This window comes from Amycolatopsis sp. CA-230715 (assembly GCF_018736145.1).
Lineage (GTDB): Bacteria > Actinomycetota > Actinomycetes > Mycobacteriales > Pseudonocardiaceae > Amycolatopsis.
On record NZ_CP059997.1, the window covers coordinates 5,188,229 to 5,210,881 of the forward strand.

A 22,653-nucleotide genomic window follows, 5' to 3' on the forward strand; every position below is an offset into this window, starting at 1 on the left:
TCGACGCGCTCGCTCCGACCGTTGCACGACCGAATCTGTGGCGTCCACCACAAGTATGTAGTGATCGTCACCCGTTGTCGTCATGGCGGCTCAGCGCTGGTCTGGCGGGGTTTCCGGGAGAGGAAGATCACTCGTCCGAGGTTTTGGAGCGCTTGCTCTGATATGAATTCGGACATGCCGAGACCGCGCCTGCTCGACGTCGACCACGTGCTGGACGTCGCCGAAGAGCTGCTCGCCGCACGGGGTGCCGCGGGCGTGACGCTGCGGACCCTCGCGGCGAGTGCCGAGGTGTCGAACGGCTCGCTCTACCACGCGTTCGGCTCGCTGCCCGCGCTGCTCGGCCGGACCTGGCTCCGCGCGGCGCGCCGCTTCCTCGTTTCGCAGGCAGAACGCGCCGAAGCGGCGCTGCCCGACTCCGCGGCGGCCACCGTCGCCGCCGCGTGCACGCCCGCGGACTTCGCCGACCGGCACCCGGCCGCCGCGAGGCTGCTGCTGTTCGTCCGCCGCGACGCGCTGCTCGGACCCGACCTGCCCGAAACCCTCGCCGACGAACTGGTCGCGCTCGACCGCGAAGTCGTCACGCTGCTCAAACGCCTCGCCGACGCGCACTGGGGCCGCCACGACGCGCGCGCCGTCGAGGCGATGACCGCGTGCGTGGTCGACCTGCCGACCGCGTTGCTGCGGCGCTCGCTGGAGCTGCCCGGCCCGGTCGGCACCGATGCCCGCGACCGACTCGAGACGGCCGTCCTGGCCGTGCTCGCCGTGCCCTTACCGAAGGAGCGCCATGCCTGAACTGCGGACCGAAGACGTGCACGTCCTCGACTTCGGCGATGGGGAGAACCGGTTCTCCCCATCGTGGCTCGACGAGGTTTCCGACGCGCTGGACAAGGTGGTCGCGGCACCCGCGCCGCTGGTCACCGTGGGCGGCGGGAAGTTCTACTCGAACGGCCTCGACGTGGAATGGATGACCGCGAACGGCTCGTCGGTCGGCGGGTACGTGCGCGACGTCCAGGCCCTGCTGGCGCGCGTGCTGACCCTGCCGGTGCCCACGGTCGCCGCAGTGAACGGGCACGCCTTCGGCGCCGGCGCCATGCTCGCCCTCGCCCACGACTTCCGCGTTTCGCGGGCTAAACGCGGCTACTTCTGCCTGCCCGAGGTGGACATCCGGCTGCCCTTCACCCCCGGCATGGCGGCGCTGGTCCAGGCGAAGCTCACCCCGGCCGCGGCCATTTCAACCATGACGACCGGCCGTCGCCTCGGCGGCGAAGAGGCGGCCGCGCTCGCCGTCGTCGACGAAGCCACCGAAGACTTCCTGCCGCGCGCCCGTGCCCGCGCGGCCGAACTCGCCGGCAAGGACCCCGGCACGCTCGGCGCTATCAAGACCACCATGTTCGGCGCCGCCGCGGCCGCTCTGCGGGACGCGGGCTAGCCGGTTGCTAGCATGTGTCGGCCTAGGCCGGTATAGCTCAGCTGGTAGAGCATCTGTCTTGTAAACAGAAGGTCAGGGGTTCGAGCCCCCTTGCCGGCTCCATCTCGCCCTTCCCAGGACTCAAGCATCGTGCCGGACGTCGACCGCGGGGACCACTGGGAACTCGACGTGCTCGGCACGGAACTCTCCCTGATGAAGGTGAGTTGGTCGGTCGCGCTCGTGCTCACCCGCCCCGGCGGCTCGCTCGAACTGACGGTGGAAAGCACGTTCGCACTCGACGGCCCCGGCGCCCGCTGGTTCCTGGACCCGTCGGAGGAACCAGCCGGACTGGCGCCGGTGCTGGGACTGCTCCGACGTCCCGCGCGCCGGTTGCACGTCTTCAAGGACGGGCGGCTGGAACTGGACCTGGACGCGGGCTGGCGGATCTCGGCCGATCCCGACGTGGACTACGAATCCTGGAACATCACGGCGGATTCGGGCGCGCGCTTCGTCGCGTTGCCCGGCGGCGGGGTGGCGTACTGGGGTCCGGATTCCTGATCGCGGTGCCTCAGGCGTTCGTGAGCGAGAATCAACGCAGGTGCTGGCTCAGATCGCCGGTCAGGGTGACTCGCGCGCGGCGTTCGGCGAAGTGCCATTCGCCGTTCGTGCGCGCGAAACGGTCGTGGTATCGGCCGCAGGCGATGGTCCGGAGCGGGCCGCCGGGCAACGCCTGCAGCACGGTGAAGTACGCGCGCGAGGTCGCCGTGCCCGCGTCTTCGTCGACCTCGATGATCGTGTTCGTGGTGACGTGCTGGGTTCTCGGCGTGCCGTCGTCGTAGGTGATCAGCGTGTCCCGGAACATCTTCTCCACCGCGTCGCGGCCGTGCGCTGGTTCGCCGCCGCCGATGAAGGTCGCGTCGGCGAACAGGGCGCCGAGGCCGGTGAAGTCACCGTCGTCCACGAGTTCGGCGTAGGTCGCGATGAGATTCTCGATGGCGCGGTGACTTGTCGGCATGCCACCCATTATCGCGTGGCGACCGAGTCCTTGTCCGCCAGGAAGTTTTCCCAGGTTCGCTCGCCCACATCCGTTCCTTCGAGGGCGAGGTTCTCACCGGCGCGGTAAGCGCGGCCCGCTTTCCCAGGGATCCTGATCGGCAGCAGTGGGCGGCGTTTTCCTTGCGTTTCAAGGTATCCACGAATGAGTTCGTCCATTTTGTACACAGCGGGACCGGTCAGGTCGGGCACTCGGCCCGCGGGCGCGCCGAGTGCCAGTTCCGCGAGTCTTGCCGCCACGTCGCGCGAGTCGACCGGCTGGAGGCGGAGTCCGCCTGGATTCGGGATCACCGGCAGTTTCGCCATCTTCTCCAGCATGCCGAAGACGATTTCGTGGAACTGGGCGGCGCGCAGCAGGGTGTACGGCAGGCCGGAGCCGGTCACGGCGCGCTCCGCCGCGAGCGCGGTCCGGAACCAGCCGAGCGGGACGCGGTCCGCGCCGACGACCGAGATGTACACCAGGTGCCGCACCGATCCGGCGCCCGCCGCCGCCCGGACCAGGTTGCGCGCCGCGACGTCGTCGCCCTTGGGGCCGCCGGCGAGGTGCACGACGATCTCGACTCCGGCCACCGCGGCCTGGATTCCTTCTCCCGCAACGAGGTCGCCGGTGACGTAGTCGGCGCCGCGCTGGTGCCTGCTGAGCACGCGCACCCGGTGGCCCGCCGCGCGCAGGAGCGGGACGACCCGCTTGCCGAGCGTGCCGGTGCCGCCGGTGACCAGGATGGTGTGGGTCATGATCTCTCCGAACTCGTTTCGCCCGGTCACATCGGCCGGGTTCCGGGGGTCTACTTCGATGACACCCCGCGAGAGAGGAATGTGACCGTGGACGAACGCGCTTGGCTGGCGGACCGTTTCGAGGAGAACCGGAGCCACCTGCGTGCGGTGGCCTACCGGATGCTCGGCTCGGCGAGCGAGGCCGATGACGCCGTGCAGGAAGCCTGGCTGCGGCTCAGCCGCACGGACACCGCGGGCATCGAGAACCTCGCCGGGTGGCTGACCACGGTGGTCGGCCGGGTGTGCCTCAACATGCTCCGCTCGCGCGCGTCGCGGCGCGAGGATCCGCTCGACGGGCCCGAGGCTGGCGTTGAGAGCGTCGACCCCGAGCAGGAAGCGGTGCTCGCGGATTCCGTCGGGCTGGCGCTGCTGGTGGTGCTCGACACGCTGACCCCGGCCGAACGGCTCGCCTTCGTACTGCACGATCTGTTCGCCGTCCCGTTCGACGAAATCGGCTCGATGATCGAGCGGACTCCGGCCGCGGCGAGGCAACTGGCCAGCCGCGCCCGCCGCCGGGTTCGAGGCGGGGAGGCGGCACCCGAAGCGGACCTCGTTCGCCAACGCCGCGTCGTCGACGCTTTCCTCGCTGCTTCGCGCGGCGGCGATTTCGACGCGCTGCTCGCACTGCTCGACCCGGACGTGGAGCTCCACGCCGACCGGCAGGCCGGGCCCAGCCCGGCACCGATCACGCTCCGCGGCGTCCGCGACGTGGCCAAGGGCGCGCTGCTCGCGTCGCCACGGATCCGGGTCACCGAACCGGCGCTGGTGAACGGATCCGTCGGGCTCGTGATGGCGCCGCGCGGGAAACTGTTCCTGGCGTTGAGCTTCACCTTCAGCGAGGACAGGATCACCGCGGTCGACGTGATCGCGGACCCGGACCGGCTTCGCGGACTGGACCTCGCCGTGCTCGGCTGACCGCGATCGTCAGCCGTCGCCGAGCTTCGCCTGCAAGAGGTGTGGTGAGTGGTCGAATCCGTGCCGGGCGTACGCGGACACCGCGCGTTCGGTCGAGTGGACGGTCACGCGCTCGAGCTCAAGCTCCTTCGCGAGTTCGAGGACGGTCTCGATGAGTGCGCCGCCGTGCCCGCTGTCTCGCTCGCCTGGCGTGATGTAGACGCATTGCACGTCGCCCGACGCCCGTTCGAGCGCAAACGGCGTCGGCACGCGCGGGGTGATCGCCAGCCAGGCCATGCCGACGACCGAATCGCCCCTGGCCAGCACGATGCATCGGTGCGATGACGAGTTCTGGCGCGCCCAGTCCGTGAAGCGCGCGATGAACTCGTCGCGCTCGATCAGGGGCGTCACCCCGTACTCGAGCACCCAAGCCCAGCGGAGCGAGGCGGCGGCGCCGAGATCGGCATCGGTGGCGGGGCGGATCACGGTATCGGCCATGCCCGCCATTCTGCCGCGCCCGCGATGCCCGCTGGGCGCGTTTAGCCCGCTAAACGCGCCCAGGCACCGGCCACGGTCAGGCGTGCTTCTTCCGCGGTCACGGTGAGCCGCGTCTGCCCCGACAGCTCCCGCCGCCACCGTTCCTCGTCGACGCCGGTGGCGAACAACTCGGGGCCGGGGACCCGGTTGACCGGCCCGAACCGCTTGAACAGCGCGCCGGCGCCCTGGTCGAGGGCGCCGAGTCCGGCGAGGAGCCAGAGGTCGAACAGATCGCGTGGCGCGGCGCGGTCCACCCACGCGGCGGTCTTCCACGCGGCGAACGATTCGAGCGTGGGGATCGTCAGCTCGGCGGGCGCCGCGTCCGAGTAGCGCTGAACCAGGTCGCGGCGCTCGGTCGGCCACGGCGGGTATCCCGTGCGCCGGAGCAGTTGCACCCTGACCGTGGTCCCGTCGGGCAGCCGGATGACGGCGGGATCGACGTCGGAGACTTCGGTCAGGGCTGGTTCCCAGGTGAGGCCGGGAAACTCGCGGCGGGTTCCCCGGCGCACCGCGTGCTGGAGCGCATCGGCCACCTCGTCGCGCTTGGCCAGCGCGATGAGGTCGATGTCCTCGGACAGCCGCCCGTCGGGGAGGAAGCTGCGGGAGAGCGCGGTGCCGCCGAAGAACAGCACCTCGTCGGCGAGGTGCGCGCTGAGCACGGCGAGCAGGTGCGAGATGAGGTGATCGCGCCGGACCTGGGCGCGGGCCACGCCGAACCGTTCGGCGATCGCGAGTTCTTCGTCGGGGTCGAGCACGATCAGCCTTCTCCGAGTGCGCGGTCGAGCGCCGCTCGTCGCCGTTGTGCCGTGGCGAGTTCGTCGAGGATTTCCCGGTCGGCGCGGGGAAGCAGGGCGCGCACGGCGGCGTGCGCTTCGTCAGGCAGATCGCCGAATCCCGGTCGCGCGGCGAGATCGAGGACGGTCTGCTCGACGGTGGTGACCCAGTGGGGACCCAGTTCGCCCGTGCGTCGTTCGACGTCGAGCGCCGGTACCGCGCGGCGGGCGAACAGGACGGTCGCGTCCCGGTCCGCGAGGCGCAGCGGGCGGCGGTGCCGACCGGCCGCGACGGTGGCGACGGCCAGCGCGCGCGGGATCGCGCCGTGCGCCCGCGCGGCCGACAGTCCCATCAGCGCCACGGTGTCCACGCCCTCGTCCGCCGCGGCGACCCCGGCCGCGGCGGCTTCGAGCTCCGGCAACCAGTGCTGCCCGACCCGGTCGCTGGGGACGATCGCGTAGTACCCGGTCGCGATCCGGTGCAGGGCGCCCGTCTTGGTGAGCCGAGCGAACTCGGGGCGCGGATGGGTGTAGACGGTCGCGGCGTCCTGCGGCCGGAGCACGCGGGTCAGGCGTCGCGTGAGTTCGGGCGGCGGTGGAGCAGGCGTGCGCGTCATCAGCGTCACCTCCGTAGGGTTGAAGCCTACGCTCGTGCCACTGATCAAGCATCTCGCAGGACGCCGGCGAGCACCGTGGTCACCATCCGGTGGACGTCTTCGGGGGCGGGCGGCCCGCTGCCGCGGTCGGCGAACGCCAGGTGCCCGCCGCCGATCAGGGTGGGCGCGAGGGTGTCGATATCGGCGTCGGCCGCGATGCGGCCCAGTTCGCGCTCGGCGGCGAGGTACGACGCGATCATCGCGGCGGCCTCCGTGACGAGCGGGATACCGGTCGGCGTCGTGCGGCGCAAACGCTTGCGCAGTTCGTCCCGGAAGACGATGAGGCTGACGATCGCCACGGCCACCGATTCGAACAACGCGGTCAGCGCGCGGGTGAGGTTGTCGGCGACGGTGTCCGTTCCCGCGGCCTCGCGCAGTGCGGCGGCCTCGTCGTCGAGCCGCGCGATGCGGTCCTGGACGAGCTCGGCGAGGAAGTCGTCGAAATCGGTGAAGTGCCGGTGCAGCACGCCTTTGGCGCAGCCCGCTTCCGTGGTGACGGCCCTGCTGGTCAGCGCGTTCGGCCCGGAGCGGCGCAGGATCCGTTCGGCGGCGTCGAACAGCTGCTTGCGCGCGTCGCGGAGGTGGACCCCTGTCGGCATGCTTCGCATTCTCCTTTTCGCTCATCGCGAACCACCACCCGGTTCCCGAGTGGGCAGGTGCCCACTAGTGTGGGCGCATGCCCACTAATACGCCGGAGCAACCCGCTCCTGAAGCTCATCGAGCCAGGCACGTCGCGGAATCGTTCGGAACGGACGCCGAACGCTACGACCGGACCCGCGCGCCTTACCCGGACGCGATGGTGGAGCGGATCGTCGCCGCCAGCCCCGGCCCCGAGTTCCTCGATGTCGGCTGCGGCACCGGCATCGCCGCCAGGCAGTTCCGGGCGGCGGGCCGCACGGTGCTCGGTGTCGAACCCGACGCGCGGATGGCCGAGTTCGCCCGGCGCGACGGGTTGGAGGTCGAGGTGGCCACCATCGAAGCCTGGGAACCCGGAGGCCGGGTGTTCGACGCGGTCGTCGCCGGGACGGCGTGGCACTGGGTCGATCCGGTCGCCGGCGCGGCCAAAGCCGCGCAGGTGCTGCGGCCCGGCGGCCGGTTGGCGCCGTTCTGGCACGTGTTCGAGCCGCCGCCCGAGCTGGCGGACGCCTTCGCCGAGGCCTACCGGCGGATCGCGCCTGCCGACGCCAGGCCGGTGAGGGAAGAGGATCGGACGAAGTCGGCCGTCGAGCGGTACCAGCCGCTGCTGACCAAGGCCGCCGACGGGATCAGGGGGACGGGCGCGTTCAGCGAGCCGGAGCAGTGGCGGTTCGACTGGGAGCGGACCTACACCCGTGACGAGTGGCTCGACCACTTGCCCACGTCCGGCGGTTTGACCTTGCTCCCGCCGGACAAGCTGGCGGAGCTCCTCGACGGCGCCGGTGCCGCCGTCGACGCCATGGGAGGCAGTTTCACGATGCGCTACTCGACGGTGGTGGTCACCGCGACGCGGGTTCCTTGAGCGCGTTTAGCCCGCTAACTGCAGGCAGGCGGCTCGCCGGGGGATTCGGCTTCGGCCAGCCGCCGCCGCAGGTAGGCGCGTTCGGCCTCGGCGCCCGCGAGGCCCAGTGCGTCGCGGTAGGCGGCCGCGGCCTCGTCGTGCCGTCCGAGACGGCGCAGGAGATCGGCGCGCGTCGCGGGCAGCAGGTGGTAGCCGTCGAGCCCGCCGGATTCCGCCAGCGAATCCACCACCGCGAGCCCGGCGCCGGGGCCGTGCGCCATCGCGATCGCGACCGCCCGGTTCAGCTCCACCACCGGTGACGGCAGCACCTTCAGCAGTTCGCCGTAGAGCACCACGATCTGCGGCCAGTCGGTTTCGGCCGCCGTCGCGTGGCACGCCGCGATGGCGGCCTGCACCTGGTACGGCCCCGGCCTGCCGAGGTGGAGCGCGGCGTCGAGCACGGTGGTGCCTTCGGCGATTTCGCCCGCGTACCACCGCGTCCGGTCCTGGTCTTCGAGCGGGACGAGCACGCCATCGGCATCGACGCGCGCGTCACGCCGTGAATGCTGCAGCAGCATGAGCGCGAGCAGTCCGTCCGCTTCGGGCTGGCCCGGCATCAGCTCGGTCAGCACCCGCGCGAGCCGGATCGCCTCGTCGCTCAGGCTCCGGCGAACCAGCTCGGCGCCGTCCGTCGCCGAGTACCCCTCGTTGAACAGCAGGTACAGCACCCCGAGCACGGAGGACAGCCGTTCGGGCAACAGGTGCGCCGGCGGTACGCGGTAAGGGATTCCCGCGTTGCGGATCTTCCGCTTCGCGCGCACGAGCCGTTGTGACATCGCGGATTCTTCGACGAGGAACGCGCGCGCGATCTCGCCCGTGGTCAGCCCGGCGAGCGTGCGCAGCGTCAGCGCGATCCTGGCGGGGAACGGCAGCGCGGGATGGCAGCAGGTGAACATCAGGCGCAGCCGGTCGTCCTGGACCGGCGAGTCGTCGGGCTCGTCCTCCTCGGGGGGCAGCGCCGCGATCTCCCGCAGTTTCCGCACGCCGACGGCTTCGCGGCGCAGCCGGTCGTTCGCGCGGTTGCGGGCGGTCGTGGTGAGCCAGGCGCCGGGGCGCCGGGGGACGCCGTCGCGGTGCCAGGTCTGCAACGCCGCGGCGAACGCCTCCTGAGCGCATTCCTCCGCGAGGTCCCAGTCGCCGGTCAACCGGATCACCGTGGCGACGACCTGACCCCATTCCTCGTGGAAGGCCGCCGCGACCGCGGCTTCGACGTCCATGTCAGGAAGGTAGCGCCGCGTCCGAAACCCGCCGGACATCGGCTCGCGGCAATGGTTCTGTCGGGAGGTATGAGGGAACGTGTGGACGCGACGAACTGGGACACGCTGGCGAAGGAGCTCGACGAGTACGGCTGCGCGCTCACGGAACCGGTGCTGTCGCCGGAAGAATGCCGCGAGATCGCCGGGTGGTACCACGAGGTCGAGCGGTTCCGGTCGACGATCGACATGGCCAGGTACCGGTTCGGGCAGGGCGAGTACCGGTACTTCGGCTATCCGGTGCCGGATCCGGTGCGCGAGCTGCGGGAGGCGTTCTACCCGCGGTTGCTGCCGATCGTCCGTGACTGGGCACGGCGGCTCGGCTGGGCGGAGGTGTGGCCGGAGACTTTGGAGGAATGGCTGGAGCGCTGCCATGCCGCGGGCCAGACCCGGCCGACGCCGATCCTGCTGCGCTACGGCGCCGGTGACTGGAACGCGCTGCACCGCGATCTCTACGGCGATCTGGTGTTCCCGCTGCAGGTCGTGATCGGCCTCGACGAGTCCGGAAAGGACTACACCGGCGGCGAGTTCCTGCTCGTCGAGCAGCGGCCGAGGGCGCAGTCGCGCGGCACCGCGACCGTGCTGCCGCAGGGAAGCGGGCTCGTGTTCACCACGCGGGACCGGCCGGTGCGCTCGGCACGCGGGTGGTCCGCGGCGCCGGTGCGGCACGGCGTGAGCGCGGTTCGGTCGGGCCTCCGGCACACGCTGGGCTTGGTCTTCCATGACGCGGCCTGAGGTGCCGGCGGCGCTGCGGGGCGCGGTCGCGATCACGATCGGTTCGAGCCGAGACGCGCCGTCGAAGGCCGCGGCCGCCGAGTTCGCGGCGAGCTGGCACGGGATCGTGCTCGCCGTCGTCGACTGGCCGGAAGAGGCGGCGTCCTGGCTGCGGCACGCCCGCCGGTTCACCCGCGGCGGCCCCGACGCGTGGGTGGTGGTCGCCGACGGTCTCGGCTGGGCGCGCATGGTGGACCGCCTGGCCCGCTCGACCGGCTGGGACCCGGCCCGTACCCACCGCCTCTTCCTGCCGCGGCGCCGTGGCCTGCATTTAGCGGGCTAACCGCGCTCGGCGCCCGGCAGGGTCTCGGGAACGTTTAGCCCGCTAAACGCGCCCTGCATAGGATGGGTCGGTGATCGCTGTCGAAGCGGCTTTCGCCGCCGCCGCGACCGAACGGCTGGTCCTTCGGCGCCCGCGCGGTGACGACGCCGACGAGGTGCACCGGATCCACGCCGACCCCGCGACGAACCGCTTCAACCCCGCCGGGCCGAACGCGAACCTCGAGCAGAGCCGCGAGCAGTTGCAGGCCTGGCTCGATCATTGGACTGGTTACGGCTTCGGCTACTGGGCCGTCGAGTTCCACGGCAGCGTCATCGGCTTCTCCGGGCTCCGGCACGCCGAATGGCGGGACAGGCCGATCCTGAACCTCTACTACCGGTTCGGCCCCGAATCGTGGGGCAGGGGGCTCGCGACGGAGGCGGCCAAGCACGCGGTGGCCATGGGACTCGAGCACTTCCCCGGCACGCCGATCGTCGCGCGGACGAAACGGCTCAACGTCGCGTCGCAGCGGACGGCGATCGCGGCGGGGCTAGTCCGCCGCGCCGATCTCGACGGCCAGGACGACGACGGGACCGGGCACGCCGTCATCCTTGCCTCGAACTGGGACTAGCTACCAGCGATCGACGTGCAGGACCTCGGACAGCGGTTGACGTTTAGCGGGCTTAAAGCCGTCGCCGGTGTAGTAGGCGGTCGGGATCAGCGCGGCCTGGTGGACGGTGTCGGGCAAGCCCAGTACTTCGGCGGCTTCCTTCTCGTAAGCCAGGTGCAGGGTCGTCCACGCGGTGCCGAGGCCGAGCGAGCGCGCCGCCAGCATGTAGCTCCACGCGGCGGGCAGCAGCGAGGCCCACAACCCCGCCTGGTTCCCAGCGGGTAGTTCGGCGCGGCGCGTTTGCAGGCACGGGATGACGAGCACGGGCACGTCGCCCATCCGGTCGGCGAGGTACTCGACGCTGCTGCCGACACGCCGTTGCACGGCCGCGCGGGCGGGGTCGTCGGCGAACAGCTTGCCCGCCGCCCCCGAAGAGTCCAAATAGGACCGGCACGCGCGCTGGTACAGCTCGCCGATGCGGGCGCGCTGCGCGGGATCGGTGACCACGAGCCACTGCCACTCCTGGCGGTTGGACCCACTCGGCGCCTGCAACGCGATCGTCAGCGCCTTTTCGACGACCTCCATCGGGACGGGCCGGTCGAAGTCGAGGCGTTTGCGGACGGCACGCGTGGTGGTCAGCAGCTCTTCGGGCGTCATGGGCCCGAGACTAGTTCTTGCTGATCCCCGCGACCGCCCGCACCACGGCCATGCAGCGGTCCTCCACGTAGTCGAGCCCGGCGCCTTCGGCGATCGCGCGCGCTTCCGGCGAAACGATGCCCTGCTGAAGCCACAACGCCTTGGCCCCGATGGCGACGGCCTGTTCCGCGATGCCCGCCGCCTCGGGCGCGGGCCGGAAGACGTCGACCACATCGACCGGCTCGGGAATGTCCGAAAGCGACCGGTAGACCTTCTCGCCGAGCAGTTCGTCGGCGACGGGATGCACCGGAATGATCCGGAACCCGTACGCCTGGAGCGCGGCGGGCACGCCGTGCGCCGCCTTCGCCGGGTCGCGGCTCAACCCCACCACGGCGATCGTGTTCGCCGCCGCCAGCACTTCTTCCGCGAGATCACCCATACCGTGCACAACACCGGCCGCGTACCGGTCCATTCCGGTGGTGGAAGATCGCGGGGTGATGTCGAAGACCCGCGCCGCGCTGCCCTGGCTCCTGCTCGCGGCGGCCGCCGTCTGGTGCGTGGTGCGGGGGATCCTCGCGTACACCTCGGGCCTGCCGTCCGGTGGCGACACCGCCGTCTACCAGGGCGGCGCGGCGACCCTGCTGCACGGACTTCCGCTCTACGACGCGGATTTCCTCGACGCCGAACCGGATTTCGCGAAGCTCCCGTTCACCTACGCGCCCTTCGCGGCCGTGCTGTTCATCCCGATGGTCCTCGTGCCGTCTCAGGTCGCGTGGGGTGTCCTCAACGCGATCTCGCTGGTGGCTGTCGCCCTCGTCGGCTGGTTGGTGTTGAGGCGTGTCGAGACGCGGCCTCGCTGGTTGACGCCGTCGTGGGGCGGTGTCGCGGCCGCGCTGCTGATGACGCTCACGCAGCCGCTTTCGGTGACGCTCGAATACGGTCAGATCAACGCCGTGCTGATGGTGTTCGTCGCCGTGGACGTGTTGGTGCTGTGCGGTTCGGCGGGACGCGCGCGGCACTGGGGCGGCGTGCTCGTCGGGGTCGCGGCGGCGACGAAGCTGACGCCGCTGATCTTCGTGGTGCACCTGCTGCTCGTCGGCAGGCGCGCGGACGCGGTGCGCGCGGCGGGCACGTTCGCCGGGCTGCAAGGCCTGATGCTGCTCATCGCGCCGCACGACACGGTGCGCTTCTGGACCCACACCGTGTTCGACTCCTCGCGGATCGGGCCGACGGGATGGGCCTGGAACCAGTCGGTCGGCGGCCTGCTGCGCAGGCTCAACGACGGCGCCGCGTGGTCGCAGCCGGTCGCCTACGGGATCGGCGCGCTGCTCGCGGCGGGCGCGATCGTGCTGGTGCTGCGCTACCACCGCGCCGGGCAGCCGGTGCCCGCGCTGCTCGTGAGCGCGTTCCTGGCGCTGCTCGTCAGCCCGGTTTCCTGGATCCACCACTGGGTGTGGGCGGTGCCGCTGGTGCTCGTGCTGCTCGCGCGACGCAAGATCGTCGCGGCGGTGGTGACCGTGCTGGTGTTCGCGCTGCGCCCGGTCGACGCGCCGGGCCCCGGTGAACACCCCGGGTTCTGGGAGACCGCCTACACGTTCGTCCTCGGCAACGCCTACGTGCTGTTCGCGATCGCCTTCGGCGTGGTCCTACTCGTGCGCCCGACCGCGTTTAGCCCGCTAAACGCAGCTCAGCGGACCCGGCCGGGCGAGCGCGGGTCCGAGCGCGTTTAGCCCGCTAAACGCACTTCAGAGCTTCCAGAGGCGCAGGCCGCGTACCCGGTAGATCGGCCACACCACGTGCCACGGCTTGCGGGCCAGGAACTTCGCCGAGCAGGTGAGCACGGTGCGCGCCGAGGTGAGCGCCACGTCGTGCTGGTCGGGCCAGACCTGGCCGGGTTTGCCGGTGGCGAGCCGGAACACGGTGAGCAGCCCGCGGCCCTGCAGGTCGTACTTGGCGCCGGTGTCCCCGGAGCCGGGCGTCAGGTCGGCGATGTCGCTGCCGAACGGGCCGCCGGGACCGGCTTCGAGCTTGCCGATCTGGTCCATCGGCACGTCGCGGGTGGTCGCCACGATCGCCTTGCCGTAGACGCGCTTCGCGTACCGGTGCAGCAGGTTCCGCTCCCACGCGGGCAGGATGCGGGACTGTTCGAACAGCGCGGCGCATTCGGCGTGGCCGAGCCGGAAGATCTCGGGCACGTCCTCGTGCGGCGTGGTGGTCGCCGCTTCGGAGAAGAGCCGGGTCTCGTAGCGGATGCGGGCGGTCAGCTCGTCGAGCTGCTCCCGGCGCTGCACCCGCTGGCGCGTGAAGGTGTGCCGCTGGGCCACCCCGGCGATCACCACGTAGCCGACCGCGCCGGCCACGATCACCGTCAGGATGAGCTGCCACCACGCCATGTGCGCCTCCTAGCCCGTTTCGCGGACACCCTAGGCGAGCAGCGTGCCAAACGCCGCACTTTCGGGTGAAACCGGGCACCCTGCACGGAAAGTGTCCTTACGAACCGTTTCCGTCATCTTTCGCTGGGGATTTCCCCGGTTCTCGATGACTGTGGTGAATAGGGGGTGACGAGTTGCACCTACGGGTCGAAAGTTGGGCGTGAGCAGTGGCAAAGCCGGATCGGATTGGCGAGGATGACGGTGATGACTACACCAGAATCGCTGGAGCCGCACGTATTCGTCATCTTCGGCGCGACCGGGGATCTCGCGCGGCGCAAGCTCTTTCCCGGGCTCTTCCGCCTTACCAGGTCGGGGATGCTGCCGGGCGAATTCCGCATCATCGGCTCCGGGCGCCACAGCCCCGGCACCGACGAGGAGTTCAGGGACCGGCTGGCGGAGTCGGTGCGCAAGTTCGCCGACGACTTCGACGACCGCGCGTGGGACGAGTTCGCTCAGCGCATCTCGTTCCAGACCTCGTCCGCCGAAAACGGCATCGAGCTGGCGCACGCGGTCGAAAAGGCGCAGAAGGAACTCGGCGGCGCGCGGAAGCTGCTGTACCTGTCGGTGCCGCCGGGTTCGATGCAGCCGATGGTGCGCATGCTCGGAGAGACCGGTCTCGCCGACGACGCCAGGTTGATACTGGAGAAGCCCTTCGGCCGCGACCTCGAATCCTCGCGGCTGCTGAACGCCGAGCTGCACAAGGTGTTCGACGAGGAGCGCCTCTTCCGCATCGACCACTTCCTCGGCAAGGAGTCGGTGCAGAACATCCTCGCGCTGCGGTTCGCGAACGGCCTGTTCGAACCGGTCTGGAACCGGCAGCACATCAGCTACGTGCAGATCGACGTGCCGGAGGAGATCGGCATCGAGGGCAGGGCCGCCTTCATGGAGTCCACCGGCACGTTCCGGGACATGGTGTCCACGCACCTGTTCCAGCTGCTCGGTTTTCTCGCGCTGGAGCCGCCGGTGCACGTGGACGCGGATTCGCTGCGCACCGAGAAGCGCAAGCTCTTCCAAGCCGTCCGCCCGCTGGACCCGGCGCGCGTGGTCTACGGCCAGTACGTCGGCTACCGGGACGAGGAGGGCGTCGACGACCAGTCGACCGCGGAGACCTTCGTGGCGCTCGAGGTGTGGGTCGACAACTGGCGTTGGAAGGGCGTGCCGTTCTACCTGCGCACCGGGAAGGCGCTGGCGCAGAGCCGCCGCACGATCACGCTCGGCTTCCAGGAGCCGCCGTTGAAGATGTTCGACGCGGCCGACGGCTTCGATGGCGCGCCGAACGAGCTGGTCTTCGAGCTCACCGACGACCCGAAGCTCACCATCGACCTGCGCGCGAAGCGGCCCGGCCCGTCGCTGCGGCTCGACCACGCCGAGTTGCACCTGCGCTTCTCGGAAGCGTTCGTGAACGCGGAGCCGCTCGAAGCGTACGAGCGGCTCCTGCTCGACGTGCTCAGGGACGACCAGACGCTGTTCACCAGCGCCGAAGAGGTGGAGCGGCTGTGGGAGCTGTGCACCCCGGTGCTCGAGAATCCGCCGGACGTGCTGCCGTACTGGCGGGGCGGCTGGGGGCCGGACGCGGCGGTGAAGCTCGCGGGTGAGCGGGGCTGGCGGGTGCCGGAGAAGTAACGTTTAGCGGGCGAAACGCGCCCAGACGCACTTGCCGCCGGGGGACGGGGTGGTTCCCCACGCGGTCGCGAGCGCTTCGACGAGGCGCAGCCCCCTGCTGCGCGCGGACAGCAGGTCCCCGATCCGGAGCACCGGTGGCCTGCCGTTGCTGTCGTAGACCCTGAGTTCGAGGCCGCCCTCGTCGTGGCCGAGTTCGAGCCGCGCCGCGCCGGAGCCGTGTTCGATCGCGTTCGTCACCAGCTCGGAGGTAACCAGCAGGATGTCGTCCGCCCGCTGCCCGGCGACGCCGAGTTCGGCGAGCCGGGTCCGCACCGCCCGCCGGGAAGCGGCGGCCGCCGCGGGGCCCGCCTCCAACGGCACGCTGAGATCGTCACCGTCCGGGCGCACGGTCCGGGTGCTCTGGCGAGCCACTCCCGTCACCTCCTGCAATCGCCGTCACGGAGGCAGCTACCCACCCGGGGGTGAGTTCAACCGTCAGGGGAGCGGCGGAATTTCACCGATGCCCTCGCGGAGCTTTTTGAGGGTGCTCGCCAGCAGCCGGGAGACCTGCATCTGCGAAACGCCGACGCGGCGGGCGATATCGGATTGGCTGAGCCCGAGGCCGAACCGCAGCAGGACGATCTTGCGCTCGCGCTCGGGCAGCGTCGCCACCACGGGGCGCAGCAGCTCGCGCAGCTCGGCCTGGTCGAGGTTCTCGTCCGGCGTGCCGAAGCGGTCGGGCGTGGAGTCCTCGACCATGCTGTCCAGCGAAGCGCCGTAGCGGCCCTGCCCGGCGACCAGCCCTTCGTGCACCTCTTCGCGGCTGATGCCGAGGTGCTCGGCGATCTCGCTCGGCTTCGGCGCCCTCGACAGGCGCGTGGTCAGCTCGTCGCGGGCGGCCGAGATCGAGCTGTTCAGCTCCTTGAGCCTGCGCGGCACCCGCACCGACCAGCTCGTGTCGCGGAAGTGGCGCCGCAGCTCGCCGGTGATGGTCGGCACCGCGAACGCGACGAAGTCGCTGCCGTACTCGGGGTCGAAGCGGTCCACCGCGTTGATCAGGCCGACCGTCGCGACCTGCACCAGGTCTTCGAGCGGCTCGTCGGAGTTGCGGAACTTGCGGGCCAGGTTGCGCACCAGGTCGAGGTGGTCGCGCACCAGCCGTTCGCGCAGCTTCGCCCGTTTCGGGTCGTCTTCGCCGAGTGCGGCGAACTCCCTGAACAGGGCGGCGCCGTCAGTTCCGCTGTCTTCGGCGGTGCCGCCCTGGTCCGCCGCGGTCACCGGCCGCCCGCGCCCGACTCGCGGACCACGTCCACCCGCGACAGGTAGCGCTCGCCGTCGGGCACCGTCGACCGCCGCACGCTGGTGGCGAGCGCGGTCAGCAGCTGCCAGCCCAGCGCGTCCTCGTTGACCAGGCCGGGATCGTCGGCGAGCACCGAGACGCCGATTTCGACCTTCCCGTCGACCGAGGAGAACACGCAGGTGAGCTTGCCGTCCGCGGCGGCGGGGATGAGCAGCGCGCACGCCTCGTCGACCGCCATCCGCAGGTCGTCCACCGCGTCGAGGTCGAAGTCCTGCCGCATGGCGAGATCGGCCGCGATCGTGCGCAGCGTCGGCACCACGCCCGCCGTGGCGGCCGTGGCCACCTCGAACTCGACCGTCCCTGACTCGTCTTCGGCCACCCGCGTTCCTCCCAGGTCCATCCGTCCCCCGTGCTCTCGCCACCGGTACTGGTGCCCCACCGAGGAGAAATCTAAACGAAGGAGTGTTTCACTTGCGCGTGCCCGGGGTAGCAACCTTTCGTCGAGGTCGCAGAACGAAGGGCGGGGACCGAACATGGCCGACGTGAGCAGGCTGCCGACGGTGGTGTCGGAGGAGTGGGACTGGCAGCTCCGGGGAGCTTGCCGCGGCGCCGACAGCAGTATGTTCTTCCACACCGACAACGAGCGCGGTTCCGCCCGCGAGCGCCGTGAGTCGAGGGCGAAGGCCATCTGCCACACCTGTCCCGTGCTGCGCCAATGCCGCGAGCACGCGTTGGCCGTGCAGGAGCCCTACGGGATCTGGGGTGGCCTCGGCGAAATCGAACGGCGCGAGCTGTTCCGGCAGCAGCGCACCGCGAAACACGCACTCACCTCCTGACCCGGCAAGGGGATGGCTCCCGCCCGTCCCGGCTGGGCTAAGCTCAAGGCCACCGTTCTACGGACCTTTATCCGCGCGGCAGCGCGGGTACCCGTCCCGATGGCACGGATGGCGCTTGAGAACACAGGCGTGTACCGGAATGGCGTCGGTAGACCCTGAGGAGAGTGTGGATGGCCACCGCGGAGACCGGTTTCTCCCTCACCGTGTCCGATGGTGCCCGGGTTGTCGTGACCGGGGAACTGGACCTCGTCACCAGCCCGAAGTTGCAGGAGGCGCTGGCCGAGCTCGTCGAAGCGGGCACCCCGGCGATCGAGGCCGATCTCACCGGCGTGACCTTCTTCGACTCCTCGGCGCTCAACGTGCTGCTGCAGACGCAGAAGCTGGTGGGTGAGCGCGAAGTCACGCTCACCATCTCGCCGAGCCGCCAGGTGCGGCGCGTCATCGACCTCACCGGCGTCGCGGAGCAGTTCACCCTCGCCTGAGCGGCGGGTGTCACCCGCCGGCGGTGAGCAGACCCGGCAGTTCGGCCACGCTCAGCACGTCGGCCTGCCGGGGGAACACCGCTTCCAGCAACATTTCGTGCACGTCGGCGCGCGGGTCCGCGCAACCGTCGGACAGGACGTAGAGCCGGAAGTCCAGATCGGCCGCCTCCCGTACCGTGCTGAGCACCACGCCACTGGTGTGGATCCCGGCCAGCACCAGGGTGGTGACCGCGCGTTCGGCGAGCTGACGCGACAGATCCGTCGTCGAGAAGGCGCCGACCCTCGTCTTGCGTACCTCGATGTCGCCCGGCCGCGGCGCGAGGCGTTCGTGCACCGCGGCTTCCGGCGCGTCGTGGCGCAGCAGGCGACCGGCGGCCGCGGCGGCGAAGCCCTTGTTCGTCTCCGGGATGGCCGCGTGGTCGTCGTCGGTGAACGCGACCCTCACGTGTCCTATGTGGACACCGAGTTCGCGGGCCGTCCCGATCGCCGTCGCGACACGGGACAGCAGCGCGTCCTGGCCGGGGACGCTGCCGAGTATCGCGGGCTGGAAATCCATGGCCAGCAGTGCGGTCCTGGCGGGGTCGATGGTCATGCGAGCTCCTTCAGCGCGTGATCGGTGACGGTCATCAGCGCGACGACGGCGCTGATCAGGATGAGGACGACGGCGATGGTGTGCAGCTTCCCGTCGGTGACACCGGTGCGGAAGACGATCCCGGTGATCGTCGCCGAGGCGATCGTGCCGAGATAGGTGAAGGTGCGGAACAGGCCGGACGCGGTGCCGACGCCGCTCGCTGGTGCCTGCGCGTAGAGCGCCGCCTGGTTGCTGACCGCGCTGGTGCCGAGCGCGATCCCGAAGAGCAGTGCGACGCCCGCGATCGCGGCGATCGCGGTACCGGAGTCGAGGAACAGCAAACCGGTCGACGCTAGCAGCGAAGACACCGCCGCGACGATCAGGGGGCCGCGAATGCTCCCTCGGCGGGAAACCGGGATGGACACGATCGCGGCGAGACCGCTCATCGGGAGGACGAGCAGGCCAGCCTGCCCCGCGGTGAGCCCCCTGCCCGCTTCGAACCACTGCGTCAGTCCGAAAAGGACGGTGTAACTCCCGAGCAGGGTCAGCCCGTTCCGGGCGTACGTCCGGGAAAGCGGCGCGTTCGACCGGAGCAGGCGCACATCGAAGAACGGATTCGCCGCCCGCAGTTCCCAGCGCACCAGCGCGGTGCCGAGCACGACGGCGATCCCGAGCGCGATCCAGTCCGGGTCCGGCAGGGACATCAGGAACACCAGCAACGCGGTCAGCGCGCCAGCGAACCCGGCGATCCCGATCGGGTCCACTCTGGACACCGCGCCGGTTCCCCTTGCCAGAGGCGGATCTTTCGGCACCCACGACAGCACCATGGCGAGCGCGGCGAGCCCGGCCGGGATGTTGACCAGGAAGGTCGCCCGCCACCCCGCGGCGCCGACGAGCAGCCCGCCGAGCGGCGGCCCGACCGCGGCGGTGACCTGCCCCGCGATCGAGAGAGCGCCGAGCACCCCGCCCGGCGGTTCGGTCAGGCCCGCCGCTGAAGCGCGGCGGCGGATCAGCAGCATCGCGGTGGGGTACCCGGCCGACGTGCCGACCCCGACCAGCGCCCTGGCCGCGACCAGCGTGGGCAGGTCCTGCGCGAACCCGCCGAGCGCCCCACCGGCCAGCACCAGCAGGATCCCGGCGAGGAACACGCGGCGCGGCCCGAACTCGTCGGCGAGCTTGCCCGCCGTCGGCTGGGCGACCGCGCTGGCCAGGTAGAGCGCGGCGACCAGCACCGCGGTCCGCCCCGGCGGGACGCGCATGGCCTCGGCGATCGGCACGAGCGCGACCGCGATCAGGGCGCTGTTGACGGGGTTGAGCGCGGACCCGACCAGGAGCGGTGCCACGAACCGGCGCGGGAACGTCGTCATCGCGTTTCGGCGTCGGCGAGCCGTTCCAGCAGGTCGATCGCCTTGTCCAGGGCGGCGCGTTCGCCGGGGCGCACGGCGGAGTCGATCGCCCGCGCGAGCCACACGTCGCGGGAGGCGTTGATCGAGTCGATCAGGCGCTCGCCGGCGGGGGTCGCGGCGAGCAGGCTCTTTCGGCGGTCCTCCGGATCCGGTTCCGCGCGCACGTACCCCGCGCTCTTCAGCGTGGCGAGGCTCTGGGCGATCGCCTGCTGGCTGACGTGCTCGGCGACGGCGAGCGCGGCCGCGGTGGTCTCGGTGTGGTCGCGGATCCTGGTCAGCACGGACAACTGCGAAATCGACAGCCCGGTGGCGGGCACTCCCGACTCCACCCTGATCCGCGACCGCAACCGCTTGACGGCCACGGCGAGCCGCACCGCTGTTTCCTCTCGCGCTCCCATGCGCCTAGCCTAGCAACTAGACAAGCTACTTGTGCAAGTTACTTGTCCAAATGCGGGCGGCCTACCAATGACCCGTCGTGAGGCGGGCTTCGTCGGAGCCGTCCGGCCACGACGGGACGGTCACCGCGACGACGTGCAGCCCCTGTTCCGAAGCGCGGAACTGGAACGCGGTGCCAAGCGGGATGGTGGCGCACACCCCGGGCACCATGGCGACGACCTCCTCCTGCCCGAAGCCACGGCGCCAGAGGTCGCCGGAACCCGCGGTCACGTACCAGATTTCCTGCACGGTCGCGTGCTCGACGGCGGCGGAGACCTGGCTGGGTTCGAGCACGAACTCGGCGAAGCTCGCGAGCCCGTCGAGCCGGGCCCGCGGATGGACGGTCGAGCCGTCCGGCGCCCGCACGACCGGTCCTTCGCCGGGATTACTGGTCTCCCACAAAACGAACCCCCTCAAGCGAAATGGGCACCGGCGTTGGTGTTCAGCACCTCGCCGGTGATGTTGCGGCCCGCCGGGCCGAGGAGGAAGAGCACGGCCTCCGCGACCTCTTCGGGTGTCGCCACCCGATTCAACAGCGTGGTGGCCGCGAATGTTTCGGGATCGGCCAGCAGCGGCGTGCGGACCGGGCCCGGCGCGACGCTGTTGACGGTGATCCCGAACGGCGCGAACTCGCGCGCGGCCGCGCGGGTGAGCCCGATGACGGCCGCTTTGCTTGCCGCGTAAGGGGTTCCGCCGAGCAGGCCGCCGCCGCGGTGCGCCGCGACGGAGGCGATGGTGACGATCGCGCCGCCGCCCCCGTCGCGCAGAACCGGCGCCACGGCCTGCATCGCGTACGCGGTGCCGTGCACGTTGACGTCGAACACCCGGCGCAGTCCGTCCGGCGAGCTGTCGAGCAGGCCGCCGGGAGGCGCGATGCCCGCGCAGGTCACCAGCCCGGTGAGGGGCCCGAGCGAGCGCACCGCGCTGTGCACCCGCTCGGGGTCCGTGATGTCCACCGAAATCGCTTCGCAGACCTCGGGAACCGCCGAGACATCGAGGTCCAGCACCGCGACGGGAAGACCCGCCGCGAGCGCCAGCCGTACCGTGGCGAGCCCGATCCCGGACCCGCCCCCGGTGACGACCAGCGTCATCGGTGCAGCCCGGCGTCGGTCGCCAGGTCGACGGACTTGGTCTCCCGCAGGAAGTACACGCACACCGCGCACAGCACCGCGATCACGATGACGTACAGCGAAACCGAGGCCGACGACCCGGTGGACGCGATGAGCTGGGTGGCGAGGATCGGGCTCACGCCACCGCCGACGATGCTGCTCGCGTTGTAGGCGACCGACGCGCCGGTGTAGCGGTACCGGGTGGCGAACAGCTCCGGCAGGAACGCGCCCATCGGCCCGAACAACGCGGCGAACGCGATCAGGCCGACCGACAGCGCGATCGCGATCAGCACCGGGTTTCCGGTGTGCAGCAAGGCGAACAGCGGGAACGCCCACACCGCCGCGAGCACTGCCGATGCGATGCACACCGCGCGCCTGCCCACCCGGTCCGAGTACACCGCGAGCGCCGGGGTCGCCAGTCCCATCACCGCCGCCGCGATCATCGTGCAGATCAGCAGCATGTTCCGGTCGAGCTTCAGCTCACCGGTCCCGTAGGACAGCGAAAACGTGGTGATCGTGTAGAAGAGCGTGTGCGCGAGGATGAAGGCCACAGTGGACAGCAGCAGTGTGCGCGGCTGCTTCTTGACCACCTCGACGATCGGGGCCTTCGCTTTTTCCTGCTCCCGCATGGCTTTTTCGAACACCGGGGTCTCGGCGATCTTCATCCGGATGTAGTAGCCGATGACGATCAGCACGGCGCTGGCGAGGAACGGCACGCGCCAGCCCCACGACTGGAAGTCCGCGTCCGACAGGGTATCGCTGAGCACGAGGAACGCGCCGCTGGCGATGATGAACCCGATCGCGGGCCCGATCTGCGGGAAGCTCGACCACAGCCCGCGTTTGCCCTTCGGCGCGTACTCGGTGGCCAGCAGCACCGCGCCGCCCCATTCGCCGCCGAGCCCGAAGCCCTGCAGGAACCGGCACAGCACCAGCAGGATCGGCGCGCCGATCCCGATCGCGCTGAACGTGGGCAGCACGCCGATCGCGACCGTGCCGGTGCCCATCGTCAGCAGGGACACCACGAGCATCCGCTTGCGGCCGATCCGGTCGCCGAAGTGGCCGAACACCACCGCGCCGACCGGGCGCGCCACGAACCCGACGCCGAAGGTGGCGAACGCGGCGAGGGTGCCCGCGAGCGAGGAGAACGTCGGGAAGAACAGCTTGCCGAACACCAGCGCGGCCGCGGTGCCGTAGATGTAGAAGTCGTAGAACTCGATCGCGGTGCCGATGAAGCTGGCCACCGCGATCCTGGCCGCGCGCACCGGCGGCTTCGCCGCTTCCGGTGGCCGCACCGCAGCGTGCTCTGTCATGCGTCG

The 22,653-nt window shown here is 70.7% G+C and carries 31 protein-coding genes and 1 tRNA gene; 13 read left to right on the forward strand and 19 right to left on the reverse strand.

Annotated features, from left to right (window positions below; translation table 11 throughout):
• The first annotated feature begins 174 nt into the window (after positions 1-174).
• From HUW46_RS24985 to HUW46_RS25000, 4 genes are all read left to right on the forward strand, one after another.
• Positions 175-792, forward strand: a complete 618-nt coding sequence (locus HUW46_RS24985; RefSeq protein WP_215541254.1) for a TetR/AcrR family transcriptional regulator — start codon at positions 175-177, stop codon at positions 790-792.
• Positions 785-1,429, forward strand: a complete 645-nt coding sequence (locus HUW46_RS24990) for an enoyl-CoA hydratase-related protein (protein ID WP_215541255.1) — start codon at positions 785-787, stop codon at positions 1,427-1,429. The genes HUW46_RS24985 and HUW46_RS24990 overlap by 8 nt, the downstream gene beginning before the upstream one ends.
• A 26-nt stretch (positions 1,430-1,455) precedes the next feature.
• Positions 1,456-1,531, forward strand: a tRNA-Thr gene (locus HUW46_RS24995).
• Positions 1,532-1,558: 27 nt separating this feature from the next.
• A complete protein-coding gene (locus HUW46_RS25000) occupies positions 1,559-1,966 on the forward strand; it encodes a DUF6188 family protein (protein WP_215541256.1) in 408 nt (135 codons plus the stop codon).
• A 31-nt stretch (positions 1,967-1,997) separates the two neighbouring features.
• Here HUW46_RS25000 and HUW46_RS25005 read toward each other — a convergent pair whose 3' ends face one another.
• Together HUW46_RS25005 and HUW46_RS25010 are read right to left on the reverse strand one after the other, a co-directional pair.
• Positions 1,998-2,423 (reverse strand): nuclear transport factor 2 family protein, encoded by a 426-nt coding sequence (locus HUW46_RS25005; protein WP_215541257.1) that lies wholly within the window; start codon positions 2,421-2,423, stop codon positions 1,998-2,000.
• Positions 2,424-2,431: 8 nt separating this feature from the next.
• Positions 2,432-3,196 (reverse strand): SDR family oxidoreductase, encoded by a 765-nt coding sequence (locus HUW46_RS25010; protein WP_215541258.1) that lies wholly within the window; start codon positions 3,194-3,196, stop codon positions 2,432-2,434.
• An 87-nt stretch (positions 3,197-3,283) separates the two neighbouring features.
• On the opposite strand from HUW46_RS25010, the gene HUW46_RS25015 reads away from it, so the two are divergent.
• Entirely contained in the window at positions 3,284-4,150 is an 867-nt protein-coding gene (locus tag HUW46_RS25015; RefSeq protein ID WP_215541259.1) for a sigma-70 family RNA polymerase sigma factor, read from the forward strand.
• A gap of 9 nt (positions 4,151-4,159) precedes the next feature.
• On the opposite strand, the gene HUW46_RS25020 is transcribed toward HUW46_RS25015, so the two are convergent.
• Genes HUW46_RS25020 through HUW46_RS25035 form a run of 4 tightly spaced genes read right to left on the reverse strand, consistent with a single transcriptional unit; the run spans position 4,160 to position 6,694 of the window.
• A complete protein-coding gene (locus tag HUW46_RS25020) occupies positions 4,160-4,627 on the reverse strand; it encodes a GNAT family N-acetyltransferase (protein WP_215541260.1) in 468 nt (155 codons plus the stop codon).
• A gap of 41 nt (positions 4,628-4,668) precedes the next feature.
• Positions 4,669-5,421 carry a nucleotidyl transferase AbiEii/AbiGii toxin family protein gene (locus HUW46_RS25025; protein WP_254124887.1) on the reverse strand — a complete coding sequence of 251 codons (753 nt, stop codon included), beginning with the start codon at positions 5,419-5,421 and terminating at the stop codon, positions 4,669-4,671.
• Positions 5,422-5,423: 2 nt separating this feature from the next.
• Positions 5,424-6,056, reverse strand: coding sequence for a type IV toxin-antitoxin system AbiEi family antitoxin domain-containing protein (locus HUW46_RS25030; RefSeq protein ID WP_215541261.1), 633 nt, complete (start codon positions 6,054-6,056; stop codon positions 5,424-5,426).
• 44 nt (positions 6,057-6,100) lie between these two features.
• The gene (locus tag HUW46_RS25035) at positions 6,101-6,694 is read right to left on the reverse strand and encodes a TetR/AcrR family transcriptional regulator (protein ID WP_215541262.1); all 594 of its coding nucleotides are present in this window, start codon (positions 6,692-6,694) and stop codon (positions 6,101-6,103) included.
• A gap of 77 nt (positions 6,695-6,771) precedes the next feature.
• Between HUW46_RS25035 and HUW46_RS25040 the strand changes: the two genes are divergently transcribed.
• On the forward strand, positions 6,772-7,593 hold the full coding sequence (locus HUW46_RS25040; RefSeq protein WP_215541263.1) for a class I SAM-dependent methyltransferase: 822 nt from the start codon (positions 6,772-6,774) through the stop codon (positions 7,591-7,593).
• 14 nt (positions 7,594-7,607) lie between these two features.
• On the opposite strand, the gene HUW46_RS25045 is transcribed toward HUW46_RS25040, so the two are convergent.
• Positions 7,608-8,849, reverse strand: a complete 1,242-nt coding sequence (locus HUW46_RS25045) for an RNA polymerase sigma factor (protein ID WP_215541264.1) — start codon at positions 8,847-8,849, stop codon at positions 7,608-7,610.
• 69 nt (positions 8,850-8,918) lie between these two features.
• Between HUW46_RS25045 and HUW46_RS25050 the strand changes: the two genes are divergently transcribed.
• The 3 genes from HUW46_RS25050 to HUW46_RS25060 all read left to right on the forward strand — a co-directional run bounded on the left by HUW46_RS25050 (position 8,919) and on the right by HUW46_RS25060 (position 10,549).
• Positions 8,919-9,620, forward strand: a complete 702-nt coding sequence (locus HUW46_RS25050; RefSeq protein ID WP_254124888.1) for a 2OG-Fe(II) oxygenase — start codon at positions 8,919-8,921, stop codon at positions 9,618-9,620.
• Positions 9,607-9,942, forward strand: a complete 336-nt coding sequence (locus tag HUW46_RS25055) for a hypothetical protein (RefSeq protein ID WP_215541266.1) — start codon at positions 9,607-9,609, stop codon at positions 9,940-9,942. Before HUW46_RS25050 ends, HUW46_RS25055 begins: the two co-directional genes overlap by 14 nt.
• A gap of 70 nt (positions 9,943-10,012) precedes the next feature.
• Positions 10,013-10,549, forward strand: coding sequence for a GNAT family N-acetyltransferase (locus tag HUW46_RS25060; RefSeq protein ID WP_215541267.1), 537 nt, complete (start codon positions 10,013-10,015; stop codon positions 10,547-10,549).
• Here the strand turns inward: HUW46_RS25060 and HUW46_RS25065 are convergent, their stop codons facing one another.
• Together HUW46_RS25065 and HUW46_RS25070 are read right to left on the reverse strand one after the other, a co-directional pair.
• Positions 10,550-11,185: a nitroreductase family protein gene (locus HUW46_RS25065; protein ID WP_215541268.1), complete on the reverse strand. Its 636-nt coding sequence runs from the start codon at positions 11,183-11,185 to the stop codon at positions 10,550-10,552.
• A 10-nt stretch (positions 11,186-11,195) separates the two neighbouring features.
• A complete protein-coding gene (locus HUW46_RS25070; RefSeq protein WP_215541269.1) occupies positions 11,196-11,603 on the reverse strand; it encodes a CoA-binding protein in 408 nt (135 codons plus the stop codon).
• A 58-nt stretch (positions 11,604-11,661) separates the two neighbouring features.
• Between HUW46_RS25070 and HUW46_RS25075 the strand changes: the two genes are divergently transcribed.
• Complete coding sequence (locus HUW46_RS25075) at positions 11,662-12,894, forward strand: glycosyltransferase 87 family protein (RefSeq protein ID WP_215541270.1); 1,233 nt, start codon at positions 11,662-11,664, stop codon at positions 12,892-12,894.
• Positions 12,895-12,909: 15 nt separating this feature from the next.
• On the opposite strand, the gene HUW46_RS25080 is transcribed toward HUW46_RS25075, so the two are convergent.
• Positions 12,910-13,557, reverse strand: a complete 648-nt coding sequence (locus tag HUW46_RS25080) for a hypothetical protein (protein WP_254124889.1) — start codon at positions 13,555-13,557, stop codon at positions 12,910-12,912.
• Between the two features lie 243 nt (positions 13,558-13,800).
• Between HUW46_RS25080 and zwf the strand changes: the two genes are divergently transcribed.
• The gene (zwf, locus tag HUW46_RS25085) at positions 13,801-15,219 is read left to right on the forward strand and encodes a glucose-6-phosphate dehydrogenase (RefSeq protein ID WP_215541271.1); all 1,419 of its coding nucleotides are present in this window, start codon (positions 13,801-13,803) and stop codon (positions 15,217-15,219) included.
• 3 nt (positions 15,220-15,222) lie between these two features.
• Here zwf and HUW46_RS25090 read toward each other — a convergent pair whose 3' ends face one another.
• From HUW46_RS25090 to HUW46_RS25100, 3 genes are all read right to left on the reverse strand, one after another.
• Positions 15,223-15,630, reverse strand: a complete 408-nt coding sequence (locus HUW46_RS25090) for an ATP-binding protein (RefSeq protein WP_254124890.1) — start codon at positions 15,628-15,630, stop codon at positions 15,223-15,225.
• Between the two features lie 63 nt (positions 15,631-15,693).
• Positions 15,694-16,476: a SigB/SigF/SigG family RNA polymerase sigma factor gene (locus tag HUW46_RS25095; RefSeq protein WP_215541272.1), complete on the reverse strand. Its 783-nt coding sequence runs from the start codon at positions 16,474-16,476 to the stop codon at positions 15,694-15,696.
• Complete coding sequence (locus HUW46_RS25100) at positions 16,473-16,877, reverse strand: ATP-binding protein (RefSeq protein WP_254124891.1); 405 nt, start codon at positions 16,875-16,877, stop codon at positions 16,473-16,475. Before HUW46_RS25100 ends, HUW46_RS25095 begins: the two co-directional genes overlap by 4 nt.
• Before the next feature lie 154 nt (positions 16,878-17,031).
• Here HUW46_RS25100 and HUW46_RS25105 point away from each other — a divergent pair, with 154 nt between their 5' ends.
• Both HUW46_RS25105 and HUW46_RS25110 read left to right on the forward strand, forming a co-directional pair.
• Positions 17,032-17,334 (forward strand): WhiB family transcriptional regulator, encoded by a 303-nt coding sequence (locus tag HUW46_RS25105; protein ID WP_215541274.1) that lies wholly within the window; start codon positions 17,032-17,034, stop codon positions 17,332-17,334.
• Positions 17,335-17,504: 170 nt separating this feature from the next.
• Positions 17,505-17,816, forward strand: a complete 312-nt coding sequence (locus HUW46_RS25110) for an STAS domain-containing protein (RefSeq protein WP_215541275.1) — start codon at positions 17,505-17,507, stop codon at positions 17,814-17,816.
• A gap of 10 nt (positions 17,817-17,826) precedes the next feature.
• Here the strand turns inward: HUW46_RS25110 and HUW46_RS25115 are convergent, their stop codons facing one another.
• From HUW46_RS25115 to HUW46_RS25140, 6 genes are all read right to left on the reverse strand, one after another.
• Positions 17,827-18,408: a cysteine hydrolase family protein gene (locus HUW46_RS25115; RefSeq protein ID WP_215541276.1), complete on the reverse strand. Its 582-nt coding sequence runs from the start codon at positions 18,406-18,408 to the stop codon at positions 17,827-17,829.
• On the reverse strand, positions 18,405-19,754 hold the full coding sequence (locus tag HUW46_RS25120) for an MFS transporter (RefSeq protein WP_215541277.1): 1,350 nt from the start codon (positions 19,752-19,754) through the stop codon (positions 18,405-18,407). The genes HUW46_RS25115 and HUW46_RS25120 overlap by 4 nt, the downstream gene beginning before the upstream one ends.
• Positions 19,751-20,191 (reverse strand): MarR family winged helix-turn-helix transcriptional regulator, encoded by a 441-nt coding sequence (locus HUW46_RS25125; protein ID WP_215541278.1) that lies wholly within the window; start codon positions 20,189-20,191, stop codon positions 19,751-19,753. Before HUW46_RS25125 ends, HUW46_RS25120 begins: the two co-directional genes overlap by 4 nt.
• A gap of 61 nt (positions 20,192-20,252) precedes the next feature.
• Positions 20,253-20,594, reverse strand: a complete 342-nt coding sequence (locus HUW46_RS25130; RefSeq protein WP_215541279.1) for a cupin domain-containing protein — start codon at positions 20,592-20,594, stop codon at positions 20,253-20,255.
• A 47-nt stretch (positions 20,595-20,641) separates the two neighbouring features.
• Positions 20,642-21,319 carry an SDR family NAD(P)-dependent oxidoreductase gene (locus tag HUW46_RS25135; RefSeq protein WP_215541280.1) on the reverse strand — a complete coding sequence of 226 codons (678 nt, stop codon included), beginning with the start codon at positions 21,317-21,319 and terminating at the stop codon, positions 20,642-20,644.
• On the reverse strand, positions 21,316-22,647 hold the full coding sequence (locus tag HUW46_RS25140) for an MFS transporter (protein ID WP_215541281.1): 1,332 nt from the start codon (positions 22,645-22,647) through the stop codon (positions 21,316-21,318). The genes HUW46_RS25135 and HUW46_RS25140 overlap by 4 nt, the downstream gene beginning before the upstream one ends.
• Positions 22,648-22,653 lie beyond the last annotated feature (6 nt).

Coding starts and splice junctions, on each gene's coding strand:
- HUW46_RS24985 (WP_215541254.1), top strand. CDS start 175: ATGCCGAGACCGCGCCTGCTCGACGTCGACCACGTGCTGGACGTCGCC.
- HUW46_RS24990 (WP_215541255.1), top strand. CDS start 785: ATGCCTGAACTGCGGACCGAAGACGTGCACGTCCTCGACTTCGGCGAT.
- HUW46_RS25005 (WP_215541257.1), bottom strand. CDS start 2,423: ATGCCGACAAGTCACCGCGCCATCGAGAATCTCATCGCGACCTACGCC.
- HUW46_RS25010 (WP_215541258.1), bottom strand. CDS start 3,196: ATGACCCACACCATCCTGGTCACCGGCGGCACCGGCACGCTCGGCAAG.
- HUW46_RS25020 (WP_215541260.1), bottom strand. CDS start 4,627: ATGGCCGATACCGTGATCCGCCCCGCCACCGATGCCGATCTCGGCGCC.
- HUW46_RS25030 (WP_215541261.1), bottom strand. CDS start 6,056: ATGACGCGCACGCCTGCTCCACCGCCGCCCGAACTCACGCGACGCCTG.
- HUW46_RS25035 (WP_215541262.1), bottom strand. CDS start 6,694: ATGCCGACAGGGGTCCACCTCCGCGACGCGCGCAAGCAGCTGTTCGAC.
- HUW46_RS25040 (WP_215541263.1), top strand. CDS start 6,772: ATGCCCACTAATACGCCGGAGCAACCCGCTCCTGAAGCTCATCGAGCC.
- HUW46_RS25045 (WP_215541264.1), bottom strand. CDS start 8,849: ATGGACGTCGAAGCCGCGGTCGCGGCGGCCTTCCACGAGGAATGGGGT.
- HUW46_RS25050 (WP_254124888.1), top strand. CDS start 8,919: ATGAGGGAACGTGTGGACGCGACGAACTGGGACACGCTGGCGAAGGAG.
- HUW46_RS25055 (WP_215541266.1), top strand. CDS start 9,607: ATGACGCGGCCTGAGGTGCCGGCGGCGCTGCGGGGCGCGGTCGCGATC.
- HUW46_RS25065 (WP_215541268.1), bottom strand. CDS start 11,185: ATGACGCCCGAAGAGCTGCTGACCACCACGCGTGCCGTCCGCAAACGC.
- HUW46_RS25070 (WP_215541269.1), bottom strand. CDS start 11,603: ATGGGTGATCTCGCGGAAGAAGTGCTGGCGGCGGCGAACACGATCGCC.
- HUW46_RS25075 (WP_215541270.1), top strand. CDS start 11,662: ATGTCGAAGACCCGCGCCGCGCTGCCCTGGCTCCTGCTCGCGGCGGCC.
- HUW46_RS25080 (WP_254124889.1), bottom strand. CDS start 13,557: ATGGCGTGGTGGCAGCTCATCCTGACGGTGATCGTGGCCGGCGCGGTC.
- zwf (WP_215541271.1), top strand. CDS start 13,801: ATGACTACACCAGAATCGCTGGAGCCGCACGTATTCGTCATCTTCGGC.
- HUW46_RS25105 (WP_215541274.1), top strand. CDS start 17,032: ATGGCCGACGTGAGCAGGCTGCCGACGGTGGTGTCGGAGGAGTGGGAC.
- HUW46_RS25110 (WP_215541275.1), top strand. CDS start 17,505: ATGGCCACCGCGGAGACCGGTTTCTCCCTCACCGTGTCCGATGGTGCC.
- HUW46_RS25115 (WP_215541276.1), bottom strand. CDS start 18,408: ATGACCATCGACCCCGCCAGGACCGCACTGCTGGCCATGGATTTCCAG.
- HUW46_RS25120 (WP_215541277.1), bottom strand. CDS start 19,754: ATGACGACGTTCCCGCGCCGGTTCGTGGCACCGCTCCTGGTCGGGTCC.
- HUW46_RS25125 (WP_215541278.1), bottom strand. CDS start 20,191: ATGGGAGCGCGAGAGGAAACAGCGGTGCGGCTCGCCGTGGCCGTCAAG.
- HUW46_RS25135 (WP_215541280.1), bottom strand. CDS start 21,319: ATGACGCTGGTCGTCACCGGGGGCGGGTCCGGGATCGGGCTCGCCACG.
- HUW46_RS25140 (WP_215541281.1), bottom strand. CDS start 22,647: ATGACAGAGCACGCTGCGGTGCGGCCACCGGAAGCGGCGAAGCCGCCG.